The following is a 23,786-nucleotide window of genomic DNA, read 5'->3' on the forward strand; positions in this document are numbered from 1 at the left end:
TGTGGTTTCCGGGATGGGTGAAGTTTTATCCAGGCCTTCAATCGTGTTGGAGCCTGCCAGCACTCCAATTGTTTCCGTTGAGCATGTTTTCAAGTCGGTCACCGACTCGACCGGCACCTTGACCATTTTGCGCGATATCGACTTTGCGCTGAATCCGCGCGAAACCGCCGCCATTGTCGGTGCATCGGGCTCGGGCAAAAGCACGCTGCTGACGATCATTGCCGGTCTCGACACGCCCACGACCGGCACGGTGCGGCTGGCTGGCCAGGACATCTTTGCCATCAGCGAGGACGACCGCGCAGCGCTGCGGGCGCAGAAAGTCGGTTTCGTGTTCCAGAGCTTCCAGCTCATGGCCAACCTGACGGCGCTGGAAAACGTCATGCTGCCGCTCGAACTCTCGGGAATGAAGCAGGCGCGCGCGCTGGCCACCGACATGCTCAAGCGGGTCGGCCTGGGCGAGCGGCTGGGCCACTACCCGAAGGTGCTCTCGGGCGGCGAGCAGCAGCGGGTGGCGCTGGCGCGGGCCTTTGTCGTCAAGCCGGCCGTGCTGCTGGCCGACGAGCCGACCGGCAGCCTGGACTTTGCCACTGGCGAGACGGTGATGAAGCTGATGTTCGAGCTGAACCAGGAACTCGGCACGACGCTGGTGCTGGTCACGCACGACCCGGCGATTGCCGCGCGCTGCCAGCGGCGCATCACCATCGAGGCCGGGCAGATCGTGGTTTCTTGAGAAAAAATGCCTCTTGCGCATGCCAGTCGTGCGAAGAGTGCAATCTAAAAAATAGCAATTCGCACGGCTTCGCTGGTGATCCGGCCTAGCCCCGCGCAGACCGCAAAACCCGAGCAGCGATAATTGCCCGATGTCTTCTTCCCCCCACAAAGTCCTTTTCGGCTTCCATGCCGTCGGTGTCCGCCTCAAGACCGCGCCCAAGTCGGTCATTGAAGTTTTTTACGATGCCTCGCGCCGCGATGCCCGGATGCGCCAGTTCACCGACCGCGCGCGCGAAGCCGGCGTGCGGCTGATCGAGTCCGACGGCCTGCGCCTGGCCAAGATGTGCGGCAGCCACGGCCACCAGGGCGTCGTTGCCCGGGTCGATGTGGTCGCCCAAGTCACCTCGCTCGACGAGCTGCTGGAGCAGCTGGAAGAAGCCGGCACCGCCCAGCCGCTGCTGCTGGTGCTCGACGGCGTGACCGATCCGCACAACCTGGGCGCCTGCCTGCGGGTGGCCGACGGCGCCGGCGCGCAGGCGGTGATCGCGCCCAAGGACCATGCGGCCGGCATCAATGCCACGGTGTCCAAGGTCGCCAGCGGCGCGGCCGAGACCGTGCCGTATTTCATGGTCACCAACCTGGCGCGCACCTTGGGTGAGTTGAAGGAACGCAACATCTGGTGCATCGGCACCAGCGACGATGCCGAAAAGACGATTTACGACGTGGACTTGAGAGGCCCGGTAGCCTTGATTTTGGGCGCCGAGGGCGAAGGCATGCGCCAGCTGACGCGCAAGACCTGCGACGAGCTGGTCCGCATTCCGATGAACGGCGCGGTGGAAAGCCTGAACGTGTCGGTCGCCAGCGGCGTCTGCCTGTACGAGGCGCTGCGCCAGCGCCGCCCGGCAGCCGATTCAGCAGCTTAGGAGGCTGTCGGACTGAGGTCGTCGAAAGCGAAAATTGGCCCCAGCGAGGATAGTTTTTGACGATTTCGCAGGCCAATATCTGGATATTGGTCAAGAAAGCGGCGAAAAATAGACCGCTGCGGCCGATTTGTAGCCGACGACTCCTAAGTCCGGCAGACTCCTAAATCAGCCCGTACCAGCCGAGCAGCGCGCCCGCGCCCAGCAGCCAGAGCAGGTGCGTCCGGGTGCGCCAGACGATCAGCGCCGTCACCACCGTCACCAGCCACACCGGCCAGTCCTTCAGCGAACTGCCGTTGGCGCTGGCCAGAATCCAGCCGGTGGCGATCAAGAGCGCCACGACGATGGGCGCCATGCCCTGCTTGAAGGCGCGCACGGCGCGCAGTTCGCGGTTGCGGTGGCCCCACTGGGCAGCGGCATAGGTCAGCACGGTGCTCGGAATCAAAATCCCCAGCAGCGACAGCAGCACGCCGAGCACGCCGGCCAGCATGCCGCCGGCGTTCAGGCCGACATTCCAGCCGAGCAGGGCGACAAACAGCACGTTCGGGCCGGGTGCTGCCTGGGCAATCGCGATCGAGGCGTTGAACTGCTCGTCGGTCAGCCAGTGCTGCTGGTCCACCAGAAAGCGATGCATGTCGGGCGCGGTGGTGATGGCCCCGCCTATCGACAGCAGCGACAGCGTCAGGTAATGCAGAAACAGCGTGAACCAGTCCTGCAGGCTGAACACCAGGGTGAGCGGTTCGGTCATGGCTTGAGCTTTTGATAAGCCATGATGCAGGCGATGCCGCCCAGGCCAAGCAGCACATAGACCAGCGGCCAGCGCAGCAGCGCGATGGCGGCAAAACACAGCACGCCAAAGCCAATGCACAGCCGCAGGCCGAGCACGTTTTTCAGCAGGGCGCCAAACAGCTTCAGGCCGGTCGCCGCGATCAGCCCTGCCGCCACTGCGCCCATGCCGCGCAGCGCGCCAGCCACGCCGGGATGGCCGGCGAACTGGGCATAGACCAGCGCCAGCCCCAGCACGATGACCAGCGGCACGGTGAGCATGCCGGCCAGAGCGGCCATCGCGCCTTTCAGTCCGAAATAGCGCCCGCCAATCATCAGGGACAGGTTGACCACGTTCGGGCCGGGCATGATCTGCGCCACCGCCCAGTCCTCGATGAATTCCTCGCGCGTCATCCAGCGCTTTTTCTCGACCAGTTCGCGCTGCACCACGGCCAGCACGCCGCCAAAACCCTGCAGCGCCAGCAGGGTGAAGGAGACAAACAGATCGGTCAGGGATTGGGGTTGCGGATGGTCTTGCGCCGGCAGGGAACTCATGCGGCAATTATCGCCGCTGGCCTGAAAACCGCCTTGAACTGCCAGGCCGGATGCAGGCGGTTTCAAGCTATGAAAGTAATAGCTGTAGATGCCCGCTGGATATGCGAAAAACGCATTAAACATGCTGAAGTGACGGCTGCAGGCCGGCGCGGCGCCCAACTGCCCACGCGATTCACGACACCGGCCATCGCGCGCTGGCGTGCCATCACACCGTCATGCCGCCCGACACCTCGATCACTGCGCCGTTGATGTAGCTGGCCTCGTCGCTGGCAAGGAAGGCGTAGACGTTGGCGATTTCCTCGGGTTTGCCCAGACGCTTGAGCGGAACGCGGTGCTCCATTTCCTTGAGCACATTGTCGGGGATGGTCGCCAGAATCGGCGTGGTGACAAAGCCCGGCGCGACGGCGTTCACGCGGATGCCCTTGGGGCCGAGTTCGCGGCTCCAGGTCTTGGTGAAGCCGATCACGCCGAACTTGGTCGCCGCATAGTTGGTCTGGCCGAAGTTGCCGTAGATGCCGACCACCGAGCTGGCATTCAGGATCACGCCGCTGCCCTGCGCCACCATGGTGTCGGTCACCGCCTGGGCGCAGTGGAACACGCCGCGCAGGTTGACATCGATCACCCGGTCGAACTGCTCCAGCGTCATTTTCTGCAGCCGCGCATCCTGCGTGATGCCGGCATTGTTGACCAGCACGTCGATGCGGCCGAACTGTTCCCTGACATGGGCGACCACGGCATCGACCATGTCCCGCTGCGTCACGTCCATGACAAAGCCGACCGCCTGCGCGCCCAGGGCCTTGCATTGCTTGACCGCCTCGTCAATCGCGGCCTGCCGGATGTCGCAGACGATGACGATGGCGCCTTCGGCGGCAAACTTGAGGGCGGTGGCCAGGCCGATGCCCTGCGCTGCGCCGGTGATGAGGCTGACCTTGTTCTGGAGTCTTGGCATGGAGGTTCTTCTGAAAAAGGGCAAAGGGTGGAGGGCGCCAGCTGGCAGGCCGGTGCAGGCGGATTGAGGCGCCTATCGTAGCCGCGCGCCGGCTGCCCGCTTGCGGCTGCAAGCGGCGCGGCCGCCGTTGATGCCTTAGCGAATCACCAGCACAGGCAGGGCCGACAGCCGCAGGATCTGCTCGGCGCCGCTGCCCAGCAGCATCCGTCCGAAGCCGCGCCGGCCATGGGTGCCGACCACCACCAGGTCGGCATTCCATTCCCTGGCGGCGTCGGCGACCACTTCGGCCAGCCGCTCGCCGGGCTTGTCGTACAGCAGGCTGTCGGCTTCGCTGCCGGCCGAGCGGGCAATCGCCATGGCATCTTCGAGTATCTTGGTGCCGGCTTGGCGCATCGCCGAAACCAGTTCGCCCGAATAGCCGCCGTACTGCTCGTAGCCGGTCAGGTAAGCGATTTCCTCCACCACGTGGATCAGCCGCACCCGGCCGCCCGAATCCCTGGCCATCTGCAGGGCGGCGACCAGCGCCTTGTTGGCGCTGTCACTTCCGTCGACCGGGACAAGTATTCGCTGGTACATGGGCTGCTCCTTGTGCAAACTGGACGGTGATTTTGGCCGGGTTTGCGGCCTGCCGGGTTGATGTGCATCAAGCGGCCGGCAGGGACGGCCCGGTGCGCAAGGACTGGCCTGCGCTTTCTGCCAGCAGTGGGCGCTGCTTGATCTGCGTCAAGCCTGAGCAGCTTGCCAGTCGATATCGTTGCTGCAATCACCACTTCCTGATGGAGCCGGCCATGAACGGATCGCTTGCACAACTGCTGGTACACATGGACGCCCTGCCGAAGGCGCAGCAGCGCCTGGAGGCCGCCCGGCGGCTCGGACAGGCGCAAGGCGCCGCAGTGACGGCGATGTACGTGGTGATGTCGCATTTCGTGGAATTGCCTTTCTCGCCGGAAATCGGTCCCGGCATCGCTTCGGCGCTGCAGGACATCGACGACCAGCAGCGCCGGCTGGCGCGCACCGCCTTCGACCAGGCGCTGGCAACGCCCGGCGCGGCCGTCGAATGGGCCGAGATTCGTGAAGACCCGATGATGGCGGCGTTTGCGCAGCAGGCTTTTTACGCTGACTTGATGGTGCTGGGCCAGCATGACCCGTCCACCGCTTCTTCGTCCGGCGTGCCGTCCGATTTTGCCGAGAACGTGATGCTCATGAGCGGCAAGCCGGCGCTGATCCTGCCGTATGCTGGCATGGCGCCCGCCGTGATCGGCGAAACCGTGGTGATTGCCTGGAAACCGGCGCGCGAAGCGGCGCGCGCCGTGAGCGCGGCCATGCCACTGCTCAAGCGCGCGCGGCGCGTCGTCATCCTGTCATGGTCTGGCGAGGATGAAAAGGTGGTCGGCAAGCGGCTCGACCTGCGCGGCTACCTCCGGCTGAACGGCGTCGCGGCAGACTGGCTGGAACAGGGAGACGAGCCTTCGGCACTGGGCGAAGTGCTGCTCTCGCGTTGCTTTGACATGGGGGCTGACCTGCTGGTGATGGGCTGCTATGGCCACAGCCGGGCGCGCGAATGGGTGCTGGGCGGCACCTCGCGCACCGTGCTGGAGTCGATGACGCTGCCGGTCCTGATGTCGCACTGATTTCAGGGCCTGCGCACCCGGACCTTGCGGCCATCGGCCAGCGCTGCGGGCGGATAGACCACCACCGTCTGGCCGGGCGCCAGTCCCTGGCGCACCCAGGCCAGGGTCGCATTGCGCGCACCCACTTCCACCGCCTGAAGCCTGGCCTTTCCTGCTTCCAGCCGGTAGGCGGCCATGCCTTCCCCGTGCGCCAGAACGGCCCCGACCGGAACCACCACTGCCGGCTCGATGCTGTCGGTGATGATCCTCACCCCGACCCGGAAGCCGTCGCCCATGTCGGTGCGGCACACACCGCAGGCCAGCACGCGCACCACCACGTCGTGCTCCACGGCCTGCGGCGCCGGTTTGAACCCTCCCAGCAGCGTGTGTCCTGCCGGGTCGGCGCTCATCGCGAACATCGTGGTTGGCAACATGGATTCATGGTACGCAAGGGCCGCCGGCGCGTGAAGATTTCAGGTTTCTTCTTGACCTTGCGCAAGTGCCATCGGGCAAAAAACCGAAAAGATGCATTTTTCAACCCAGGAGCCACCTCATGCCCAGTTTTCACCAGATACTTGTCGCGGTCGATGGCAGTCCCACGTCAGAAAAGGCGCTTGATGAAGCAATCCGCCTGGCCCGGCTGAACGGCGCCCGCCTGCGGCTGCTGCATGTGGTCGATGAACTGGGCTATGTCAACGGTTTTGAGTCGGCGGTGAACTACCTGAACGAAATCATCCCGCTGATGCGTGTGGCCGGGGAAAAGCTGCTGGCGCATTACCTGAAAAAAGCGACCGACCAGGGCGTCGAGGCGGACAGCGTGCTGATCGACGAAGGCCCGGGGCGCATCTGCGACCATGTGGCCGCGCAGGCCATGCGGGCCAAGGCCGACCTGATCGTCGTCGGCTCCCATGGCCGGCGCGGTGTCGGCCGCATTTTGCTGGGCAGCGATGCCGAGCAGATCGTGCGGCACGCGCCGGTTCCGGTGCTGGTGGTCAGGGCGGCTGCGGAAGGCGTCACGTCTTAGAGCGCAATCACCCCGTTGGCAACCATGACGTGCAAGGTTCCTGATGTTTTTGCTACTGAATTTATAGCTACTTGTGCAAGACAGTCATGCGCAAGATGCCTATTTAGTATTGAAATAGCGGCCTGTCCCGCAAAAAGGCCACCCGGCTTCAGTCGAGCGTGACCGATTCCAGGCAGTCGGGCATGTGGCAGCTCCAGTGGAGTTCGCGCTCGATGCGCTGGCGCATGGCGTCGGCTGCGGCCGGCTCGCCATGGGTGATGAAGGTCTGGCGCGGCGCCGAGGTGAAGTGTCGCAGCCACCCGATGATTTCCGCGCCGTCCGCATGGGCCTACAGGCTGCCCAGCATGACCACTTCGGCGCGAATCGGCACGTCCTTGCCGAAGATGCGCACCGTCTGTGCGCCGCCGGCGATGGTGGCGCCGCGCGTGCCGCCAGCCTGGTAGCCGGCGAACAGGAGGGTGTTTCGCTTGTCCGGGCCAAACGCCTTGATATGGTGCAGCACCCGCCCGCCGGTGGCCATGCCGCTGGCCGAGATGATGACCATCGGCCCGCGTCGCGCATTGAGCAGGCGCGACTCCTCGGCCGTGTGAACAATCTGGGCGGTGTGCGCCATGGCCCGGCATTGCGCCGCCGTCAGCCGCAGCTCGTCGCGGTGGCGCTCATAGACCTGCGTGGCGTTGGCGGCCATGGAACTGTTCAGGTAAACCGGCAGGTCATGGATGACGCCCTGCGCCTTGAGCAGGTGGATGCAGTAAAGCAGGCTTTGCGCACGACCGACGGCAAACGCCGGGATCACCACCACGCCGCCGCGCGCCGCCGTGCGGTTGATGACATGGGCCAGTTCCAGCAGCACGTCGGTCTGTTTGTGCAGGCGGTCGCCGTAGGTGGATTCGACCACCAGGTAGTCGGCGCCGTCCATGGGCGTGGGTCCGGCCAGCACCAGGTCGTTGGGCCGGCCGATGTCGCCGGAAAACAAAATGGAGCGCGTGCCGTTGTCCAGCCGGACAAATGACGAGCCGGGCATGTGGCCCGACGGCGCCAGCGTCGCCGTCAAGCCTTCGGCAGGCAGCCATTCGGTGCGGTAGCCGACGGGCTCGAACAGCTTGAGGCAGCGCTGGGCATCGCCCCGGGTGTAGAGCGGCAGCGCTGGCGCGTGCCTGGACAGCTTGTGCCGGTTCAGGTACTCGGCTTCCTCTTCGAGCAGGTAGCCGCAGTCGGGCAGCAGGATGCCGCACAGGTCTGCGGTCGCCGGGCTGCAATACACCTTTCCCCTGAAGCCCTGCCGGGCGAGCAGCGGCAGGTAGCCGCTGTGGTCGATGTGCGCATGGGTAAGGATGACCGCGTCGATGCTGGCCGGATCGACCGGCATTGGCGTCCAGTTTCGCAGGCGCAACTGCTTGTAGCCCTGGAACAGCCCGCAATCGACCAGCACGCTGGTCGGGCCCTGCCGAAGCAGGTACTTGGAACCGGTGACGGTGCCGGTCGCACCCAGGAACTGGAGTTGCATGCGCGAGTTTAGGAAGCCCGGCAATGCTCCGGCTTGATGTGCATCAAGTCCATTGGACGGTGGACAATGCTTGAATATTCATATCCGCATAAAACCAGCAAACCGGCCTTTCCCTGGCTGGCTGGCCCTGAATTGCGGCAAAAACCTATGACCACCTTCCTCAAGATCGACTTTGTTTCCGACGTTTCATGCCCCTGGTGCGCCATCGGCCTGAAGGCGCTCGACCAGGCGCTGGCGCGCGTGGCCGGCGACATCACGGCCGAGCTGCACTTCCAGCCTTTCGAACTCAATCCGAAGATGGCGCCCGAGGGCCAGGAAATCACCGAGCACATCACCCAAAAGTACGGCATCACGCCCGAGCAGGCCGATGTCAACCGGGAAAACATCCGCCAGCGCGGTGAAAAGGTCGGCTTTGCCTTCAGCCGGGCGGACCAGCCTGGCGGCGGGCGCAGCCGCATCTACAACACTTTTGACGCCCACCGCCTGCTGCACTGGGCCGGGCTTCAGGGCGGCGGCGTGCAAAAGACGTTAAAAGAAGGCCTGCTCAAGGCCTACTTCACCGATGGCCAGAGTCCTGCTTCGCATGAGGTGCTGGTCCGGGTGGCCAGTGAAAGCGGCCTCGACCCGGTCCAGGCCGCCGAGATACTGGCCAGCCAGGCCTATGCCAAGCAAGTGCGTGAGCGTGAGTCGTTCTACCTGAGCCAGGGAGTCCATTCGGTGCCAGCGGTCATCATCAACGACCGCCACCTGATTTCCGGCGGCCAGCCGGTCGAGGTGTTCGAGCAGGCGCTGCGCCAGATTGCAGCGGCGGGCTGATTCCCCTGCGCGTTAGCCCGGCGGCTTCGTCCGGAACTTGACACCTGACCCGAACTGCTTCGATTTTGATAGCTGTATATGCATGGTGGGCGTGCGGAAACTGCTATTTTTTATCACAAATGCTGGCTTCAACCGGCACGCGTGCCGCCATCGGCTGGATGCTGTCTGCAACGGCGCAACGGTTTTCGCCTACAGCGCTGTCTGTGCTTGCCTGACCAAACCTGTTTTTCACCCAGGCGATCATGGGCCTTGCCCTGAAACGCGCCGCTGAACGGTTTCCCCTTCCGGGCATTCAGCCACGGCGCCATTGGGCAAGCTTTTTTCAACCATGAACCTGACGGAGAACACACCATGACAGCCAGCAACGATGACGTGATCAGCACGCTGAACGACCTGCTCGAATCCTGCCGCGACGGTGAATATGGATTCACCACCTCTGCCGAACACACCGAGACGGCCGACCTGAAAAGCCTGTTGACGCGCCACGCGGCCGAATGCCGCACCGCCGGCCAGGAACTGCAGGCGCTGGTCCGCCAGCTTGGCGGCGAGCCCGATGAAGGGGGTTCGATGTCTGGCGCGCTGCACCGCGGATGGGTGTCGGTGCGCGGCGTCCTGAGCGGCCACAGCGACCAGGCCATGCTCGATGAATGCGAACGCGGCGAGGATTCCGCCGTGGCGAGCTACCGCAAGGCGCTCAAGCAGGACCTGCCGCCGGCCATCCGCAATGCTGTCGAGAAGCAGGCCCAGGGCGCGCAGAAAAACCATGACGAGATCAAGGCCCTGCGCGATTCGTACAAAGCGCGGCACTGAGCTGGCTGGCATTTTTGAGTTTGCCTGCCGCATCTAACCGTGCGGCAAGCCGGGGCTGCAGCGGGATCTTTCCGCTGCAGCCCTCTTTTTTGGCGACGGATTCCGCTAATTTGCCAGATCGCCCGCACAGCTGACCTGTGCGTCAAACTGCGTTCCCTGCCGTGAATAATCGCTGTCGGTCACGCTGCAGCCGGAAACCATTTCCACCGCTTTCTGAAGCGACGCCTTGGCCGCCGGCGTTCCTGCCAGGATTTTCTGACTTCCGGGGGCGCTGGCCGTCCAGGTGCTTTCGGTGATCTGCCTGACGAGGTAGGATTCGCCGCCCAGCGTCACGCTGCGTGCGGGCGGCCCCCCGGTTTCGGCAAGCATGGCGCAGCCGCCCATTCCAAGGCTGACGGCCGCCAGCACCAAGGCGTCACGCGGTTTCATGAATGGCTTGCGTTGACCGGCATTGCGGCCACTGGCTGATGCCCTGCAAGGGTTTGCGGCAAGCCGTGGCGTACGGCTTCCTGTGCCTTGGGTGTGGGCACCATGGGGTTGGGCGTCGGCAGCTTGGCATCGGGACAGCCTGAAAGCAGCAGGGCCGCGCAGGCCAGTGGCAGCACTAAAAAAAGGCGTTTCATCGGGTTCTCCAGGCGCAGACTTTCTGCAGTGGCAAATCATAGGCGGTCACTTGCTGCCCGGCCATCAGGCGCGGCCATGTTGCGGCCAAGGCCTACAAGCAAATCCGTGCGACAGGTCGGGCCCGTCGCGCATGTGGGTTGGGCGGAATCGTTGCCTTGAAACCTGCGTGGGCCAGCGGATGGTCCTTGACCCGCACCATCAGGCGCTTGCCCCTGCCGGGCTTTACGCGGCCTTGCGGCGGCCGGGGGAGTGCGGGGACGTGTCGTCGGTCCCGTCAGGCGCTGGCGCTTCTTTCTTGCCAGGCAAGGCCCGTGCCCGGGATTTTCCCCTGGAGCCATCGCCATCGGGCGGGGCATCTGCGCCGTCGCCCTTGCGCAGGCTGCGCTGCAGCAGGTCGCTCAGGTCCAGGACCTGCGCGCCGAAAGGAATCGCTTCCTCCGCAGCAGCTTCGGGCTGCACCACGGGTTGCAGCTCGCCGGCCCTGACCTTGCGCTCGACCAGCGCGAGGATTTCCTCCTTGAACGAATCGCTGAACTGGTGCGGGTCCCATTTGCCGCTCATGTCGTCGATCAATGCCTTGGCCATGGCCAGTTCCTTGTCGCTGACGCCGGCCGCTTTCGGGCCAACGGGCGGCAGGTCCAGGTCTTCCCAGGGGCGGATTTCATCGCCCCAGCGCAGCAGGTTCAGCACCAGGCCCTGACCCGACGGCACCAGCGCTGCCAGATGCTGCTTGTTTTGCAGCACCACCCGCGCCACGCCGACGCGCCGGGACTGCAGCAAGGCATCGCGCAGCAGCGCATAAACTTTTTCGCCCTTGTTGATCGGCTCCAGGTAATACGGCCGTTCCAGGTAAACGAAGGGAATCTGGGTGTTGGGCACAAAGCTGTCAATCGCGATGGTCTGCGTCGTCTTCGGGTAGGCGGCGCGGATTTCCTCGTCGGTCAGCACCACGTAGCGGCCCTTTTCGTATTCGATGCCCTTGATGACGTTTTCGGCCTCGATGGCCTCGCCGGTGGCCTTGTTGATGCGCCGGTAGCCCACCGGGTCCAGCGTGCGCTTGTCCAGCCAGTCAAAATCCAGGCCGGTGTCTACCGTGGCCGGATGCAGGGCCACCGGGATATGCACCAGCCCGAAGCTGATGGCGCCTTTCCAGACAGCGCGTGTCGCCATGTTCAGCCGCCTTCACCGGCAGAAGAGGGGATGTCGTCTGCCGTGCCACGGATGTGCTGGCGCGTGCGCTGGGCCAGGATGCCCTTGAAGGCCGCATTGAAGGCGGGAATGTCCTCGGGCGTGCGGCTGCTGACCCAGTTGCGGTCCACCACGGCCTTTTCATCGACCCAGTGCGCGCCGGCTTTTTCAAGGTCTTGCTTCACGTCGGGCGAACTGGTCATCTTGCGGCCCCGCACCAGGCCGGCCGAGATCAGCAGCCAGGGCGCATGGCAGATCACGGCAATCGGCTTGCCCTGCGCGTCGATCTGCCGGACCAGCGCCTGCGCGTCGGCATTGTCCCGCAGGCGCCTGGCATTGACTTCCCCGCCGGGCAGCAAGAGCGCATCGAACTCGTCGGCCGTGACCTGCTTGAAGGTCGTGTCCACATCGAACAGGTCGCCCGGCTGGTCATGGTGGACACCGCGAACCTGGCCGGTTTTATCGGACAGCATGCGGATGATCACGCCTGATTCTTCAAGCGCCGCGCGCGGACCGGTCATCTCTGACTGCTCGAAGCCGTCGCTCAGCACAATGCCAATGCAAAGGCCGCCCAACTGGTGTTGCGGTGGGTTGGACATGGATTCCTCACATCTTGAACATGGCCTGACTTTGATCCGCGCCATCCTTGCCGTTTGTCGGCGCGCCGGGGTCCGTGGCGTAGGAGAAAAGCGCAAATGCAGCCCGCGCAGGCCCAGGAGGCGCACTGCGCGAACGATCGGGTTTATCCTAGCGCGACGCCCTGCGCGTACGACCACAATCACCTCTTTTACCCACCGGGAGACCCCATGATTCCACGCCGCCAAGCCCTTCGCCTTTCCCTTGCCACGCTGACCGTGTCGGCGCTTGCCGTCATCAGCGGCTGCGGCATGATGAAACCGTCATCGACCGCCATGCCGGGCGCCAGCATGGTGGCCCTGAGCACCCAGCTGCGCGCCGCCAACGAGGTGCCGCCCAATGCCAGCCAGGCCACCGGAACCGTCGATGCCGTGCTCAACAAGGACACCAACCTGCTGCGCTGGAAGGTCAACTACACCGGCCTGAGCGGCCCCGTCACGGGTGCGCATTTTCATGGTCCGGCCGCCGTTGGCGCCAATGCCGGCGTGGTACTGCCGTGGCCCGGCCCCGTCACCAGCCCGATGGAAGGCAGCGCCACCCTGACGCCTGCGCAAGTGGCCGAACTGGTCGCCGGCCGCTGGTATGCCAACATTCACACCGCCGCCAACCCGGGCGGCGAAATCCGGGGCCAGATGATGGTGCGCAACTGATCCTTGATCTTTTAGCTTGCTATTGTTTACATAGCTGACTATGCAAGCTGGATTTGCGCAAAAGGTTTGTTTTGCTTGAAATTGAGTCACTGCCTGCGCATGCTTGAAACGTTTTTTCTTCCCTTTGTCATGGTGGGCTCGACCTTCCATGACAATTTTCTGCAATGGCTTGACAACCTGCCCAATCCCCCAATATCGGAGCCTACATGCCGGGTCTGGCCGTCAGGCCCGCTGTTTTCAACCGTACCGGAGACCCGCCATGGCATTGCAGGAACAACATGAACTCGACCAGCAACTGGCGCAGTTCCGCCTGGCATTCGACAGTGGCGGCCTGTATGGCGCGCTGCGCTACCTGAACGCCCGCACCCCCTTTCGCTACACCGCGATCTACCGGCTGGACGGGCAGATGATGCGCAACATCTATCTGTACGACCGGCAGGGCGAGAACCCGACCAGCCTGGCCGAAGTCCCGCTGGGCGACAGTTTTTGCCAGTTCGTGATGCGCGACAACGGCTTCAACACGGCCAATTCGGCCAACGATGCGCGGCTGCTCGGCCATCCCTACCGGGGCGTCCTGAATTCGTATTTCGGCCTTCCGCTGTCGCGCAAGCCCGGCACCATCTATGGCACCTTGTGCCATTTCGACGTCGAACCCATGATGATTCCCGACGGCGAGATCCCCTTGCTTGAAGCGGTCAGCCCGGTGCTGATGGACCAGCTCGACTGACGGCTAGCCCTCCCTTGGCGCCTGAAATCGCTTCGCGCGGGGCTGCATGGGCTTTCATTTCCAGGGCGTATGCCATCGCAGTCTGACCCTGATGCGGTTAAAACCTTAAAATCGCGGGTTAAGCAAAAATCGCAGGCGTTGCCATTCGGCAGTCCGCGCGATTTCAACCAAGAATCGCCCGCCATGAACGCCCCCATCGACGTCTCCTTTTTCAACCGCGCCGCCAAGCCGCTGACCAGTTACCGCAAGTACTGGGCCGCCCGCTTTGGCACCGCCAAATTCCTGCCGACCAGCCGCGCCGAGATGGACGCGCTCGGCTGGGACAGCTGCGACATCATCATCGTCACCGGCGATGCCTATGTCGATCATCCGAGCTTCGGCATGGCGGTGATCGGCCGGGTGCTGGAAGCGCAGGGTTTTCGCGTCGGCATCATTGCCCAGCCCGACTGGCACAGCGCCGAGCCCTTCAAGGCGCTGGGCAAGCCCAACCTGTTCTGGGGCGTGACCGCCGGGAACATGGACTCGATGATCAACCGCTACACGGCTGACCGCAAGATCCGCAGCGACGATGCCTACACGCCCGGCGACATCGGCGGCAAGCGGCCCGACCGCGCCGCCATCGTGTACAGCCAGCGCTGCCGCGAAGCCTACAAGGACGTGCCCATCATCCTGGGCGGCATCGAGGGCAGCCTGCGCCGCATTGCCCATTACGACTACTGGAGCGACAAGGTGCGCCGCTCCATCGTCGTTGATGCGAAAAGCGACCTGCTGCTCTACGGCAACGCCGAGCGCGCGCTGGTCGAGATTGCCCACCGCCTGGCCGCCCGCGAACCCGTACAGAGCATCACCGACGTGCGCGGCACGGCCTTCGTTCGTCGCCAGGACGACGAGACGGGCCGGGGCTGGTACGAGATCGACTCCACGCAGGTCGATGAACCCGGCCGCGTCGAGTCGCACATCAACCCCTACATGACCACCAGCGAGCAGGCGGCCGGGCAGGGCGCGACCTGCGCCAAGGAAGATGGCGAAGCGGCTGCTATTGATAGCATAGCTGCTAGCGCCCTACCAGCAAGCGCTGCAGGCCCGTCGGGCTTGAAAAACGAGTCCAACCCGGCGATCAAGCCGCTGACCTTCTTCCCGAATCCGGCGCTCTACGGCAAGGGCAGCGTCAAGGTTCCGCCGCGCGACCGCACCGTGATTCGCCTGCCGAGCTACGAGCAGATCAAGGCCGACCCGGTGCTCTACGCCCACGCCAACCGCGTGCTGCATCTGGAAACCAACCCCGGCAACGCCCGGGCGCTGGTGCAGGCGCACGGCGAAGGCACGACCGCGCGCGATGTCTGGATCACGCCGCCGCCGATTCCGCTGACCACGGCCGAGATGGACTACGTGTTCGATCTGCCGTATGCGCGCGGCCCGCACCCGAGCTACGCCGACGAAAACGGCCGCCACGACGGCGCGACCAAAATCCCGGCCTGGGAAATGATCCGCTTTTCGATCAACATCATGCGCGGCTGCTTTGGCGGCTGCACCTTCTGCTCCATCACCGAGCACGAAGGCCGCATCATCCAGAGCCGCTCCGAGGAATCGGTGATCCGCGAGATCGAGGACATCCGCGACAAGGTCGAAGGCTTCACCGGCACCATTTCCGACCTGGGCGGCCCCACGGCGAACATGTACCGCCTCGGCTGCAAGAGCCCGGAAATTGAAGCCGCCTGCCGCAAGCCGAGCTGCGTCTACCCCGGCATCTGCCAGAACCTGACCACCGACCACGGCCCGCTGATCAAGATCTACAAGCGCGGCCGCGCGCTGCGGGGCATCAAGAAAATCCTGATCGGCTCGGGCCTGCGTTACGACCTGGCGGTGCAAAGCCCCGAATACGTCAAGGAACTGGTGCAGCACCACGTCGGCGGCTACCTGAAGATCGCGCCCGAGCACACCGAATCCGGCCCGCTGACCAAGATGATGAAGCCGGGCATTGGCAACTACGACAAGTTCAAGACCTTGTTCGAGAAGTTCAGCCTGGAAGCGGGCAAGAAGCAGTTCTTGATTCCCTACTTCATCGCCGCCCACCCCGGCACCAGCGACGAGGACATGATGAACCTGGCGATCTGGCTGAAGAAGAACGGTTTTCGCGCCGACCAGGTGCAGACCTTCTACCCCAGCCCGATGGCCACGGCCACGGCGATGTACCACAGCAACAAGAACCCGCTGCGCCGCATCACCCGCGACAGCGAGACGGTGGACATTGTTCGCGGCGACAAGCGCCGCCGCCTGCACAAGGCTTTTCTGCGCTACCACGATGCCAACAACTGGCCGGTGCTGCGCGAGGCGCTGAAAGCCATGGGCCGCGCCGACCTGATCGGCAACGGCAAGCACCACCTGATTCCGACCTTCCAGCCGATGACGGACGGCACCTACACGAGCGCGCGCCGCAAGAACTCGACCGCCACCGTGACGACCAAGGCGTCGCCGGTCGTCAAGGGCCGCTTGCTGACGCAGCACACCGGGCTGCCGCCACGCGACAATGGTTCGGGCAAGGCGCTGAACAAGCTGGCGCGCAAGCCGCGCTGAAGCGCCCTGCATTTCAAGAGGCCCTGCGTGTCCGAGGATGCGCAGGGCCTTTCTGTTTTTAAGCCGAATTGCCCTTTTGCGCAGGATCCGTCAGCACGGATAGCTATCGATTCAGTAGCAGGCTTTGCAGTTGCGGGCTGAAGAGAAAGCCAGCCAGCACGAGGCAGTGAAGCGCCACGGTCGCCCAATACGCGGCAAGAAACGAAGCTTTGCTCGATTTGTGCCGCAGCAGCGCTTGCGCCCACCATGCGCCAGGCCAGCCCCCCAGCAAGGCGAGCAGATGCAGCGTGTTTTCAGGCGTGCGCCACTGGCCGGTTTGCGCCGCATGCTTGTCAACCCAGTACATGAAAAATGTTGCCAGGTTCAGCAGCAGCGCGATGGGCAGCGCCATGGCTGGCAAGCGGCCGGCCCGGATTTCCCAGCCCAGCAGCACGGCCCAGCCGAGCATCAGCAGCAGCGCGGGAGCGGCCGGCCTGGACGGCACCGTGCGATTCAAGGTCCGGTTGCGGGTGGTCGTGCGACTTTGGGCTGGAGTTGGCGTCATGGCTTCGCGTGCATTCGTGCGCCTGGGTGGCGCGTCCTGCAAGGACAACGGCGCCTGAACCGACATGGCGCGCGGTCCCTTGCCGCCCACGTGGATTTCATCGAACGTCACCAGCATGCCTTCCTGTGGAGCGGCCGCACCCCGAAAGTCCTTGATATGGAAAAAAATGTCGGCCGGCGTATCCGGGCTGCGGATAAATCCGAAGGCGCGTGTACTGTCCCAGCGCACGACTTTCCCCTGTTTTTTCATGTGGCCCTGATGGATTTCTGGTCGGAACCAGGCGACGTTTTCGCCTGGAATCAAGAAGGTTAACAGGCCGGCTTGATCCGGTTCCAGTCATCACCAACCGCCTCAATCCCCCAGCGTAAACAGCGGAATGTCCTTCTCCACCGCCAGCGCATCGAGTTCCCGGCGCGTGCGCGTCCGCAAAAAGGCGGCGACCGCCTCGTGCGTGGCGGGCTCAAACATCGCCTGCATGCTATTGGCTTCAATGCTGGCTGCCGCGCACAGCCGGAGCGCGAAGTGCGGCTCCAGCGCGGCCAGCGCCACGCGGCCGTCCTGGCACGGATAGACACGGTAGCCCGCATGGCCGCCGCCGATGGCCGCGCCCGGCTGGGTCAGGCCCCAGGCGCGCGGCAGGGCGAGGTAGCCCGCCGCGCTGGACAGGGCGATTTCGAGGTAAACGCCTTCGCCCTGGCGGCGTTGGTGCATCACGGCCTGCAGCACCGCTTCGCTGGCCATCAGCGAGCCACCCATGTCGGCGTAGAGCGTGGCGGGCAGGTCCAGGCCGGTCACCAGACCGCTTTCCGCCAGGTAGGTCAGGTCGTGGCCGGCTTCCTCGGCGCGTTCGCCGGACGCGCCGAAGATGGCAATCTGGCTCAATTGCGGGTGCTGCCGGTGCAGCGCCTGCCACGTCAGCCCCAGATTGCCAAGTGCAGAAGGGCGAAACGAGGTGATCAGCACGTCGGCTTGCGCCAGCTCGCGGTGCAGCTGCGCCTGGCCCGACTCGGTCTTCAGGTCTGCCGTCAGCAGCTCGATGCCTTCATGCAGCTGGCGGTAGGCGGCCAGGTTGTACTGCTGCATCGGGTCGCCGCCCGGCGGTTCGAGCTTGAGGCAGGCAGCGCCCATCTGGCGGCATCGCATCAGCGCGGCCGGGCCGGGCAGGTTGAGCGCCAGGCTCAGGATGCGGACGCCCTGAAGGGGATGGAAAGCGGCGGTGAGTGTCATATGCTATGAAAGTTGTAGCTGCTTATGCACGATGGATAAGCGCAAGGGGCTGAAATGCTACTTAATTTACCGCAAAAACGCATAGCCCATGAAAAACGGGCGACAACGCCCGGGCGAATGACGGCCGATGCCGTGGGCCGCGACCCGCTGCCGCATGACAGAAAAAGCGCACGGTAAACTCATTGGCCTCCCGGCATTCGCCGCCCCTGACCCTGACTGACCCCCCCATGCTCCCTGACGAAATTGCCCGGCTGGCCATGCAAGCCTTCGACCACGCCGTGGATGCTTCCGGCGCCTTTCGCGACCGGCCCGGCCAGCGACTCATGGCCGAAAAAGTCGCCCAGACCTTCAGCACCGCCACGCTGGGCCGCGTCGAGGAAGACGATGACGAGCCCATCCGCGCCATTGCCGTGGTCCAGGCCGGCACCGGGGTGGGCAAGTCGCTGGCTTATTGCGCGCCAGCCATCGCAACAGCCCTGGCGCGCAACACCCGGGTGATGATTTCGACCGCCACCGTCGCCCTGCAGGAGCAGCTGGTCAACAAGGACCTGCCGGCGCTGGCCGCATTGCTGCCGCAGGCGTTCAGGTTCGGCCTGGCCAAGGGGCGCGGCCGCTATGTCTGCAAGCTCAAGCTGTCGCGCCATGCGGGCGACGCCGACCCTGCAGATGACGACGACCTGTTCGCCGACGAACTTGCCGCTGCCGCGCCGCTGCATGTGATGGAGGCGCGCGCGGTGTTCTATGCCGCACTGGTGCGCGACTTGTCGAGTGGCGCCTGGGACGGCGACCGCGACAGCCTGGCCCGGCCGCCCGAGTCCGACCTGTGGTCGCCGGTGGCCGCCGAGGCCAGTTCCTGCACGGGAAAGCATTGCCCGGTCTTCAACCAGTGCACCTATTACGAAAAGCGCAAGGAACTGGTCGGCGCGCAGGTGATCGTGGTGAACCACGACCTGCTGATGTCCTCGCTCGGCTCGCGCATGCTGCCGGAACTGGACAACTGCCTCTTGGTGCTCGATGAAGGGCATCACCTGCCGGCCGTGGCGCTGGACCATTTCGCCGCGTCGATGGACCTGAGCCGCACCCTGTGGATCGAGACGCTGGCCAACCGCGCGCGCCGCATCGGCGGCCTGATGACGGTGTCCGAATCGGCCGACGTGCCGCGACTGGCCGCGCAGTTGCGCCAGGGCATGACGGACCTGAGCCGCCTGCTGATGGACCTGCATGGCCAGGCGTTCAAGGAGGCGCGCACCTCGCAGGGCCCGGTGCGCTTTCGCCTGCCGCGCGGGGTTCTGCCTGAAGCGCTGGACGAACCGCTGCGGCTGCTTCGCCTGCTGGCCGAAAGCTTCCTGGCGGTGCTCAGCACCATCGCCAAGGCCTTGCGCACGGCGATGCGCGACCAGCCCGACGAGGCGCGGCGCCTGTCCATCCTGTACGCCCAGCTGGGCATGCTCTCGCCCCGGCTGGAGAAGGTCCAGGCCACGACCGAACTGCTGCTGAAAGCCGCCGAGAACGAGCACGACAGCGTTCCGGTGGCCAAATGGTTCACGTTCGAGACCGGCGCGGGCGGGCTGGACAACGGCCTGCTGGTCATCAAGGCGCATGCCAGTCCCATCCTGCCCGGCAGCACGCTGCGCCAGCATTTCTGGTCGCGTGTGCGCGCGGCGGTCGTCACCTCGGCCACGCTGACGAGTTGCGGGCAGTTCGATTTTTACCTGCGCGAATCGGGGCTGGACCAGGACCCGGCGTCCACCGCGCTGGAAGTCGCCAGCCCGTTCGACTACGCCAGCCAGGGGCGCTTCGTGACGGTCGAAACGCTGGCCGACCCCCGGCAGGCCGAAGCCTTCACGGCAGAAATGGTCAAGTCGCTGCTGGGCGACCTGGCGCTGGTCGAGCACGGCGCGCTGTGCCTGTTCACCTCGCGCGAGCAGATGCGCATGGCGGTGGCGGCGCTGGCCGGCGAGCTAAAGGAAACGGTGCTGGTGCAGGGCGAGTTGCCGCGCGCACTGCTGCTCAGCCGCCACCGCGCCCGGGTCGAGGCCGGTGCGGCATCGGTCATCTTCGGCATGCAGTCGTTCGGCGAAGGCCTGGACCTGCCCGGGCAACTGTGCGAATCGGTGTTCATCGCCAAGCTTCCGTTCGCACCGCCGGACGATCCGGTCGGGGAGGCGCGCGCCGAGTGGCTGCGATCCGTCGGCCGCGACCCGTTCAACGAGCTGGTGGTGCCGGCCACGGCGATCCGGCTGGCGCAATGGGCCGGGCGCGCCATCCGCCTGGAGACTGACCGGGCTTTCGTTTATTGTTATGACCGGCGGCTGGTCAGCACGCCTTATGGCCGACGCCTGCTGCAAGGGCTGCCGGCTTTCACGCAGCAGCGCCGCAGCGCGGCGGGCACCTTGTCGCCAGCTTGAAAGCGGGTAAATGCTGCCAAAGCGCAATCCCCCGGCTGGCAACCACTGTTGCTACTGAATTTATAGCTGCTTGCGCATGCCAGTCGTGCGCAAGCAGCCTATTTGATATTGAAAAAGCGGTTTTCCCGTTAAAACTGATGCGCGCTAGACGCCCAGATACTGCTGCAGCAGTTCCGGCCGGGCAAGCAGTTCGGGCGAACTGCCTTCAAACACCACCTCACCCTTGACCAGAATCACATTGCGGTCGGTGATCTGGCTGACGTGCTTCCAGTTCTTGTCAACGATCACGCTGCTGATGCCCGATTCGCGGACCAGCTGGCAGATGCGCCAGATATCACGGGCGATCAGCGGCGCCAGGCCTTCGGTGGCCTCGTCCAGGATCAGCACGTCGGGGTTCGTCATGAGCGCGCGGCCAATGGTCAGCATCTGCTGCTCGCCGCCGCTGAGCTGCTGGCCGCCGTGGCTCAGGCGCTCCTTGAGCCGGGGAAAAGTGTCGAGCACCCGCTCACAGGTCCAGTCGCGCTGGCCCCGGGTGCCCGCGCGCGCGGCCATCTTGAGGTTTTCCAGCACGCTCAGGTTGCCGAAAATGCCCCGGCCCTCGGGCACATAGGCCATGCCCAGCCGTGCGATTTCATAAGGCGCGCGCCCGGTCATCGGCTGGCCGGCAATCTCGATAGTGCCGGAGCGCGGCTTGACCAGCCCCATGATGCTTTTGAGCAGCGTGCTCTTGCCCATGCCGTTGCGGCCCATCAGGCCGATGGTCTCGCCGCGCGCGACCGAAAAACTCAGGTCGCGCAGGATGTGGCTGGCGCCGTAATAGGTGTTGATCTTCTGGGCGTTGACCAGCAGGTCTGGCAGGCCGGTGCGGTTCGTCGTCATGCGCCGTCCTCGCCGATGTCTTCGCCCAGATAGGCAGCCTGGACGCCGGCGTCAAGCCGGATCTGCGCCGGCGTGCCGCTGGCAATGACCTGGCCGTTGACCATCACCGTGAGCTGGTCGGCCAGGCTGAACACCGCGTCCATGTCGTGCTCGACCAGCAGGATGCCGTGGTCTTTTTTCAGGGTGTGCAGCAGGCCAATCATGCGTTCGGACTCGATCGCGCCCATGCCGGCCAGCGGCTCGTCGAGCAGCAGAACCTGCGGATTCGTCGCCAGCGTCATCGCGATTTCCAGCTGGCGCTGTTCGCCGTGGCTGATGGTGCCGGCCATGCTGCCGCGCCTGTCTTTTAAGCCGGAAAGCTCGATTGCGCTTTCTGCACGGGCATTGATAGCTACAAAATCAGTAGCGTTGCGGAGCCAGCTCATGGCATGGGGCTGGCGCGACTGCGACGCCAGCCGCACGTTTTCCCAGACCGTGAAGGGCAGGAAGATGTTGGTCTTCTGGTAGCTGCGGCCCAGGCCCTGGCTTGAGATTTTTTCCGGGCTCCAGCCGGTCACATCCTTGCTGCCGAGCACGATGGCGCCCGACGTGGGCGGCAAATCGCCCGACAGCAGGTTGGTCAGCGTGGACTTGCCCGCGCCGTTGGGGCCGATCACCGCATGGATGCGGCCGCGCCACAGATCGACCGACACGTCGTTCACCGCCGTCAGGCCGCCGAAGCGTTTGGTCAGGTTTTTGGCGCTCAGCAGCACTTCATTCATTCGGCTCTTTCTTGTTGCTGCCAAAGCGCTCCGCCAGCCCCAATATGCCGCGCGGGGCAAAGGTCACCAGCAGCACGATGAACAGGCCCATCCAGAGTTGCCAGTGCTTGCCCAGGTTGACGCTGCCGACCTGCGGCAGGTCCTTGAACACATGCAGCAGGTATTCAAAAGTGAAGGCGCCGACGATGGCGCCGGCAATATTGCCCATGCCGCCAAGCACGACCATCATGATGGTGTGCGCGCTCATCTGGAAGCCCATGAGTTCGGGGTTGATGTAGCCGGTCTGCGCGCCCCACAGGTAGCCCGCCAGCCCGGCCAGGCTGCCGGCCAGCGTGAAGGCGGTGAGCTTGTAGCCGAAGGTGGCAAAGCCCATCGCCCGCATGCGGTGCTCGTTGACGCGGATGCCCGCCAGCGCCCGGCCAAACGGGCTCCAGAGCAGACGCCGCAAGAACACATACACCCCCAGCAGGCAGGCCAGGGTGAAGTAGTAAAGCGTGCGTTTGCTGTCCAGGTCGAACGGCGTCCAGCCGAACACCTCTGCTTTGGGCCGGAAGTTGATGTACAGCCCGTCGGAGCCGCCCAGCGCCTTGTTGTCGAAGAACAGGAAAAACACCATCTGCGCAAACGCCATGGTGACCATGATGAAGTAGATGCCGCGCGTGCGAACCACCAAAAAACCGATGACCAGCGCCGCCAGCCCCGAGGCCAGCACGGCCGCCGGCAGCGTCCACCACAGGCTGACCGGCTCGCCCTGCGGCGTCAGGAACGCCAGCGCATAGCCCGCCAGCCCGAAATAGGCCGCATGGCCCAGCGACACCAGGCCGGTCACGCCCTGCAGCAGGTCCAGGCTCATGGCAAAAATCGCCATGATCATCATGCGCGTGACCATTTCGGTATAAAAATCGGTTCCCGCGAAGGGAAAGGCCAGCAGCGCCAGCAATCCCAGCCCCAGCGCGACCTGCACGCCGCGCGGCAGGATTTCAAGGTTGGAGCGAATCATTGCTTGAACAGGCCTTCAGGTTTGTACAGCAGCACGACCGCCATCAATATATACACCAGCATGCCGGCCACCTGCGGCAGCAGCACCTTGCCGAAGGTATCGACCAGGCCGACCAGCAGCGCGGCGACCAGCGCGCCGCGCACCGAGCCGATGCCGCCGATGACCACCACCACGAAGCACATGATCAGCACCTGCGAGCCCATGTTCGGATAGACGCTGGCGACCGGCGCGGCGATCATGCCCGCCACCGCCGCCAGTCCGACGCCGAGCGCAAACACCACCGCGTGGATCAGCTTGATGTTCACGCCCAGCGCCTCGGCCATGTCGCGGTTGAAGGCGCCGGCGCGTATCTTCATGCCAAGGCGGGTTTTTGATATCAGAAAGTACAGTCCGGCCGCCAGCGCCAGGCACATGCCCGACATGAACAGCCGGTACACCGGGTAGGCTAGGGTGTCGGTCAGCGGAATCGACGCACTCAGCAGTTCGGGAATCGGTACGCCATGCACGTCGTCGCCCCACAGGATCGAGCGCAGTTCTTCAAAGATATAGATCAGCCCAAAGGTCAGCAGCACCTGGTCAAGGTGGTCGCGTTCGTAGAAGTGGCGAAACAGCAGCCATTCCAGCGCCAGGCCAAACAGCACCGACAGCGCCGCGCCGACCACGATGGCCAGCGCCAGGCTGCCGAACTGCGCACTGAGCGACCAGGCCAGGTAGGCGCCCAGCATGTAGAAGCTCCCGTGCGCAAGATTGACCACGCCCATGATGCCGAAGATCAGCGTCAGGCCGGCCGCCAGCATGAACAGCAGCAGTCCGTATTGCACGCTGTTGAGCAGTTGGATAAGAAAATTGGCGAGATCCATCGGCAGGCTTAAAGCGAAATATGGTTGACGGAAGTCCCGAG

The 23,786-nt window shown here is 64.5% G+C and carries 25 protein-coding genes and 2 pseudogenes; 10 read left to right on the plus strand and 17 right to left on the minus strand.

The features are described 5' to 3' along the window. Window positions 1-13 precede the first annotated feature (13 nt). Both EC86_RS0106000 and rlmB read left to right on the plus strand, forming a co-directional pair. Window positions 14-730 carry an ABC transporter ATP-binding protein gene (locus EC86_RS0106000; RefSeq protein WP_029524768.1) on the plus strand — a complete coding sequence of 239 codons (717 nt, stop codon included), beginning with the start codon at window positions 14-16 and terminating at the stop codon, window positions 728-730. 130 nt (window positions 731-860) lie between these two features. Then, window positions 861-1,634 carry a 23S rRNA (guanosine(2251)-2'-O)-methyltransferase RlmB gene (rlmB, locus tag EC86_RS0106005; protein ID WP_029524769.1) on the plus strand — a complete coding sequence of 258 codons (774 nt, stop codon included), beginning with the start codon at window positions 861-863 and terminating at the stop codon, window positions 1,632-1,634. Window positions 1,635-1,794: 160 nt separating this feature from the next. Here the strand turns inward: rlmB and EC86_RS0106010 are convergent, their stop codons facing one another. The 4 genes from EC86_RS0106010 to EC86_RS0106025 form a co-directional block, all read right to left on the minus strand. After that, complete coding sequence (locus EC86_RS0106010) at window positions 1,795-2,379, minus strand: chromate transporter (protein WP_029524770.1); 585 nt, start codon at window positions 2,377-2,379, stop codon at window positions 1,795-1,797. Beyond that, window positions 2,376-2,951 (minus strand): chromate transporter, encoded by a 576-nt coding sequence (locus EC86_RS0106015; protein WP_029524771.1) that lies wholly within the window; start codon window positions 2,949-2,951, stop codon window positions 2,376-2,378. Before EC86_RS0106015 ends, EC86_RS0106010 begins: the two co-directional genes overlap by 4 nt. A 205-nt stretch (window positions 2,952-3,156) precedes the next feature. Next, window positions 3,157-3,900: a 3-oxoacyl-ACP reductase FabG gene (gene fabG / locus EC86_RS0106020; RefSeq protein ID WP_029524772.1), complete on the minus strand. Its 744-nt coding sequence runs from the start codon at window positions 3,898-3,900 to the stop codon at window positions 3,157-3,159. Window positions 3,901-4,035: 135 nt separating this feature from the next. Continuing rightward, complete coding sequence (locus EC86_RS0106025; RefSeq protein ID WP_029524773.1) at window positions 4,036-4,476, minus strand: universal stress protein; 441 nt, start codon at window positions 4,474-4,476, stop codon at window positions 4,036-4,038. A 212-nt stretch (window positions 4,477-4,688) separates the two neighbouring features. Here EC86_RS0106025 and EC86_RS0106035 point away from each other — a divergent pair, with 212 nt between their 5' ends. Then, entirely contained in the window at window positions 4,689-5,531 is an 843-nt protein-coding gene (locus EC86_RS0106035; protein WP_029524774.1) for a universal stress protein, read from the plus strand. Between the two features lie 2 nt (window positions 5,532-5,533). Here EC86_RS0106035 and EC86_RS0106040 read toward each other — a convergent pair whose 3' ends face one another. Next, window positions 5,534-5,944, minus strand: a complete 411-nt coding sequence (locus EC86_RS0106040) for a permuted SH3 domain-containing protein (protein WP_156955235.1) — start codon at window positions 5,942-5,944, stop codon at window positions 5,534-5,536. A gap of 119 nt (window positions 5,945-6,063) precedes the next feature. On the opposite strand from EC86_RS0106040, the gene EC86_RS0106045 reads away from it, so the two are divergent. Then, entirely contained in the window at window positions 6,064-6,534 is a 471-nt protein-coding gene (locus tag EC86_RS0106045; protein WP_029524776.1) for a universal stress protein, read from the plus strand. Window positions 6,535-6,682: 148 nt separating this feature from the next. Here the strand turns inward: EC86_RS0106045 and EC86_RS25935 are convergent. Further along, window positions 6,683-8,041 (minus strand): annotated as a pseudogene (locus tag EC86_RS25935) (MBL fold metallo-hydrolase RNA specificity domain-containing protein). A gap of 147 nt (window positions 8,042-8,188) precedes the next feature. On the opposite strand from EC86_RS25935, the gene EC86_RS0106055 reads away from it, so the two are divergent. Then, window positions 8,189-8,857 (plus strand): DsbA family oxidoreductase, encoded by a 669-nt coding sequence (locus EC86_RS0106055; protein ID WP_029524777.1) that lies wholly within the window; start codon window positions 8,189-8,191, stop codon window positions 8,855-8,857. Between the two features lie 103 nt (window positions 8,858-8,960). Here the strand turns inward: EC86_RS0106055 and EC86_RS28595 are convergent, their stop codons facing one another. Further along, on the minus strand, window positions 8,961-9,101 hold the full coding sequence (locus EC86_RS28595) for a hypothetical protein (RefSeq protein ID WP_156955236.1): 141 nt from the start codon (window positions 9,099-9,101) through the stop codon (window positions 8,961-8,963). Window positions 9,102-9,205: 104 nt separating this feature from the next. Here EC86_RS28595 and EC86_RS0106065 point away from each other — a divergent pair. After that, window positions 9,206-9,667 (plus strand): annotated as a pseudogene (locus tag EC86_RS0106065) (PA2169 family four-helix-bundle protein); the annotation flags it as partial. 105 nt (window positions 9,668-9,772) lie between these two features. Here the strand turns inward: EC86_RS0106065 and EC86_RS0106070 are convergent. The 4 genes from EC86_RS0106070 to EC86_RS0106085 all read right to left on the minus strand — a co-directional run bounded on the left by EC86_RS0106070 (window position 9,773) and on the right by EC86_RS0106085 (window position 12,078). Then, a complete protein-coding gene (locus EC86_RS0106070) occupies window positions 9,773-10,096 on the minus strand; it encodes a hypothetical protein (RefSeq protein ID WP_029524779.1) in 324 nt (107 codons plus the stop codon). Then, window positions 10,093-10,290: a hypothetical protein gene (locus EC86_RS0106075; protein ID WP_029524780.1), complete on the minus strand. Its 198-nt coding sequence runs from the start codon at window positions 10,288-10,290 to the stop codon at window positions 10,093-10,095. Before EC86_RS0106075 ends, EC86_RS0106070 begins: the two co-directional genes overlap by 4 nt. 223 nt (window positions 10,291-10,513) lie before the next feature. Next, entirely contained in the window at window positions 10,514-11,461 is a 948-nt protein-coding gene (gene ku / locus EC86_RS0106080) for a non-homologous end joining protein Ku (protein WP_029524781.1), read from the minus strand. 2 nt (window positions 11,462-11,463) lie between these two features. Then, the gene (locus EC86_RS0106085) at window positions 11,464-12,078 is read right to left on the minus strand and encodes a type 1 glutamine amidotransferase domain-containing protein (protein WP_036771899.1); all 615 of its coding nucleotides are present in this window, start codon (window positions 12,076-12,078) and stop codon (window positions 11,464-11,466) included. A 207-nt stretch (window positions 12,079-12,285) separates the two neighbouring features. On the opposite strand from EC86_RS0106085, the gene EC86_RS0106090 reads away from it, so the two are divergent. The 3 genes from EC86_RS0106090 (at window position 12,286) to EC86_RS0106100 (ending at window position 16,066) form a co-directional block, all read left to right on the plus strand. Then, entirely contained in the window at window positions 12,286-12,765 is a 480-nt protein-coding gene (locus EC86_RS0106090; protein ID WP_029524783.1) for a CHRD domain-containing protein, read from the plus strand. A gap of 259 nt (window positions 12,766-13,024) precedes the next feature. Continuing rightward, window positions 13,025-13,492, plus strand: coding sequence for a hypothetical protein (locus EC86_RS0106095; protein ID WP_051675751.1), 468 nt, complete (start codon window positions 13,025-13,027; stop codon window positions 13,490-13,492). Between the two features lie 183 nt (window positions 13,493-13,675). Next, window positions 13,676-16,066 (plus strand): YgiQ family radical SAM protein, encoded by a 2,391-nt coding sequence (locus tag EC86_RS0106100; RefSeq protein ID WP_029524785.1) that lies wholly within the window; start codon window positions 13,676-13,678, stop codon window positions 16,064-16,066. A 103-nt stretch (window positions 16,067-16,169) separates the two neighbouring features. Here the strand turns inward: EC86_RS0106100 and EC86_RS0106105 are convergent, their stop codons facing one another. Then, window positions 16,170-16,859 carry a DUF1294 domain-containing protein gene (locus tag EC86_RS0106105; RefSeq protein ID WP_029524786.1) on the minus strand — a complete coding sequence of 230 codons (690 nt, stop codon included), beginning with the start codon at window positions 16,857-16,859 and terminating at the stop codon, window positions 16,170-16,172. 102 nt (window positions 16,860-16,961) lie between these two features. Beyond that, a complete protein-coding gene (locus EC86_RS0106110) occupies window positions 16,962-17,837 on the minus strand; it encodes a CoA transferase (RefSeq protein WP_029524787.1) in 876 nt (291 codons plus the stop codon). A 227-nt stretch (window positions 17,838-18,064) separates the two neighbouring features. On the opposite strand from EC86_RS0106110, the gene dinG reads away from it, so the two are divergent. After that, a complete protein-coding gene (gene dinG, locus EC86_RS0106115; protein WP_029524788.1) occupies window positions 18,065-20,245 on the plus strand; it encodes an ATP-dependent DNA helicase DinG in 2,181 nt (726 codons plus the stop codon). Window positions 20,246-20,389: 144 nt separating this feature from the next. Here dinG and EC86_RS0106120 read toward each other — a convergent pair whose 3' ends face one another. The 4 genes from EC86_RS0106120 to EC86_RS0106135 are packed head-to-tail and all read right to left on the minus strand — an operon-like array spanning window position 20,390 to window position 23,745. Further along, the gene (locus tag EC86_RS0106120; protein WP_029524789.1) at window positions 20,390-21,124 is read right to left on the minus strand and encodes an ABC transporter ATP-binding protein; all 735 of its coding nucleotides are present in this window, start codon (window positions 21,122-21,124) and stop codon (window positions 20,390-20,392) included. After that, complete coding sequence (locus tag EC86_RS0106125; protein ID WP_029524790.1) at window positions 21,121-21,885, minus strand: ABC transporter ATP-binding protein; 765 nt, start codon at window positions 21,883-21,885, stop codon at window positions 21,121-21,123. The genes EC86_RS0106120 and EC86_RS0106125 overlap by 4 nt, the downstream gene beginning before the upstream one ends. Then, window positions 21,878-22,885: a branched-chain amino acid ABC transporter permease gene (locus tag EC86_RS0106130; protein WP_029524791.1), complete on the minus strand. Its 1,008-nt coding sequence runs from the start codon at window positions 22,883-22,885 to the stop codon at window positions 21,878-21,880. Before EC86_RS0106130 ends, EC86_RS0106125 begins: the two co-directional genes overlap by 8 nt. Further along, entirely contained in the window at window positions 22,882-23,745 is an 864-nt protein-coding gene (locus EC86_RS0106135; protein ID WP_029524792.1) for a branched-chain amino acid ABC transporter permease, read from the minus strand. Before EC86_RS0106135 ends, EC86_RS0106130 begins: the two co-directional genes overlap by 4 nt. Window positions 23,746-23,786: the final 41 nt, after the last annotated feature.

Source organism: Polaromonas glacialis (assembly GCF_000709345.1).
GTDB lineage: Bacteria > Pseudomonadota > Gammaproteobacteria > Burkholderiales > Burkholderiaceae_C > Polaromonas > Polaromonas glacialis.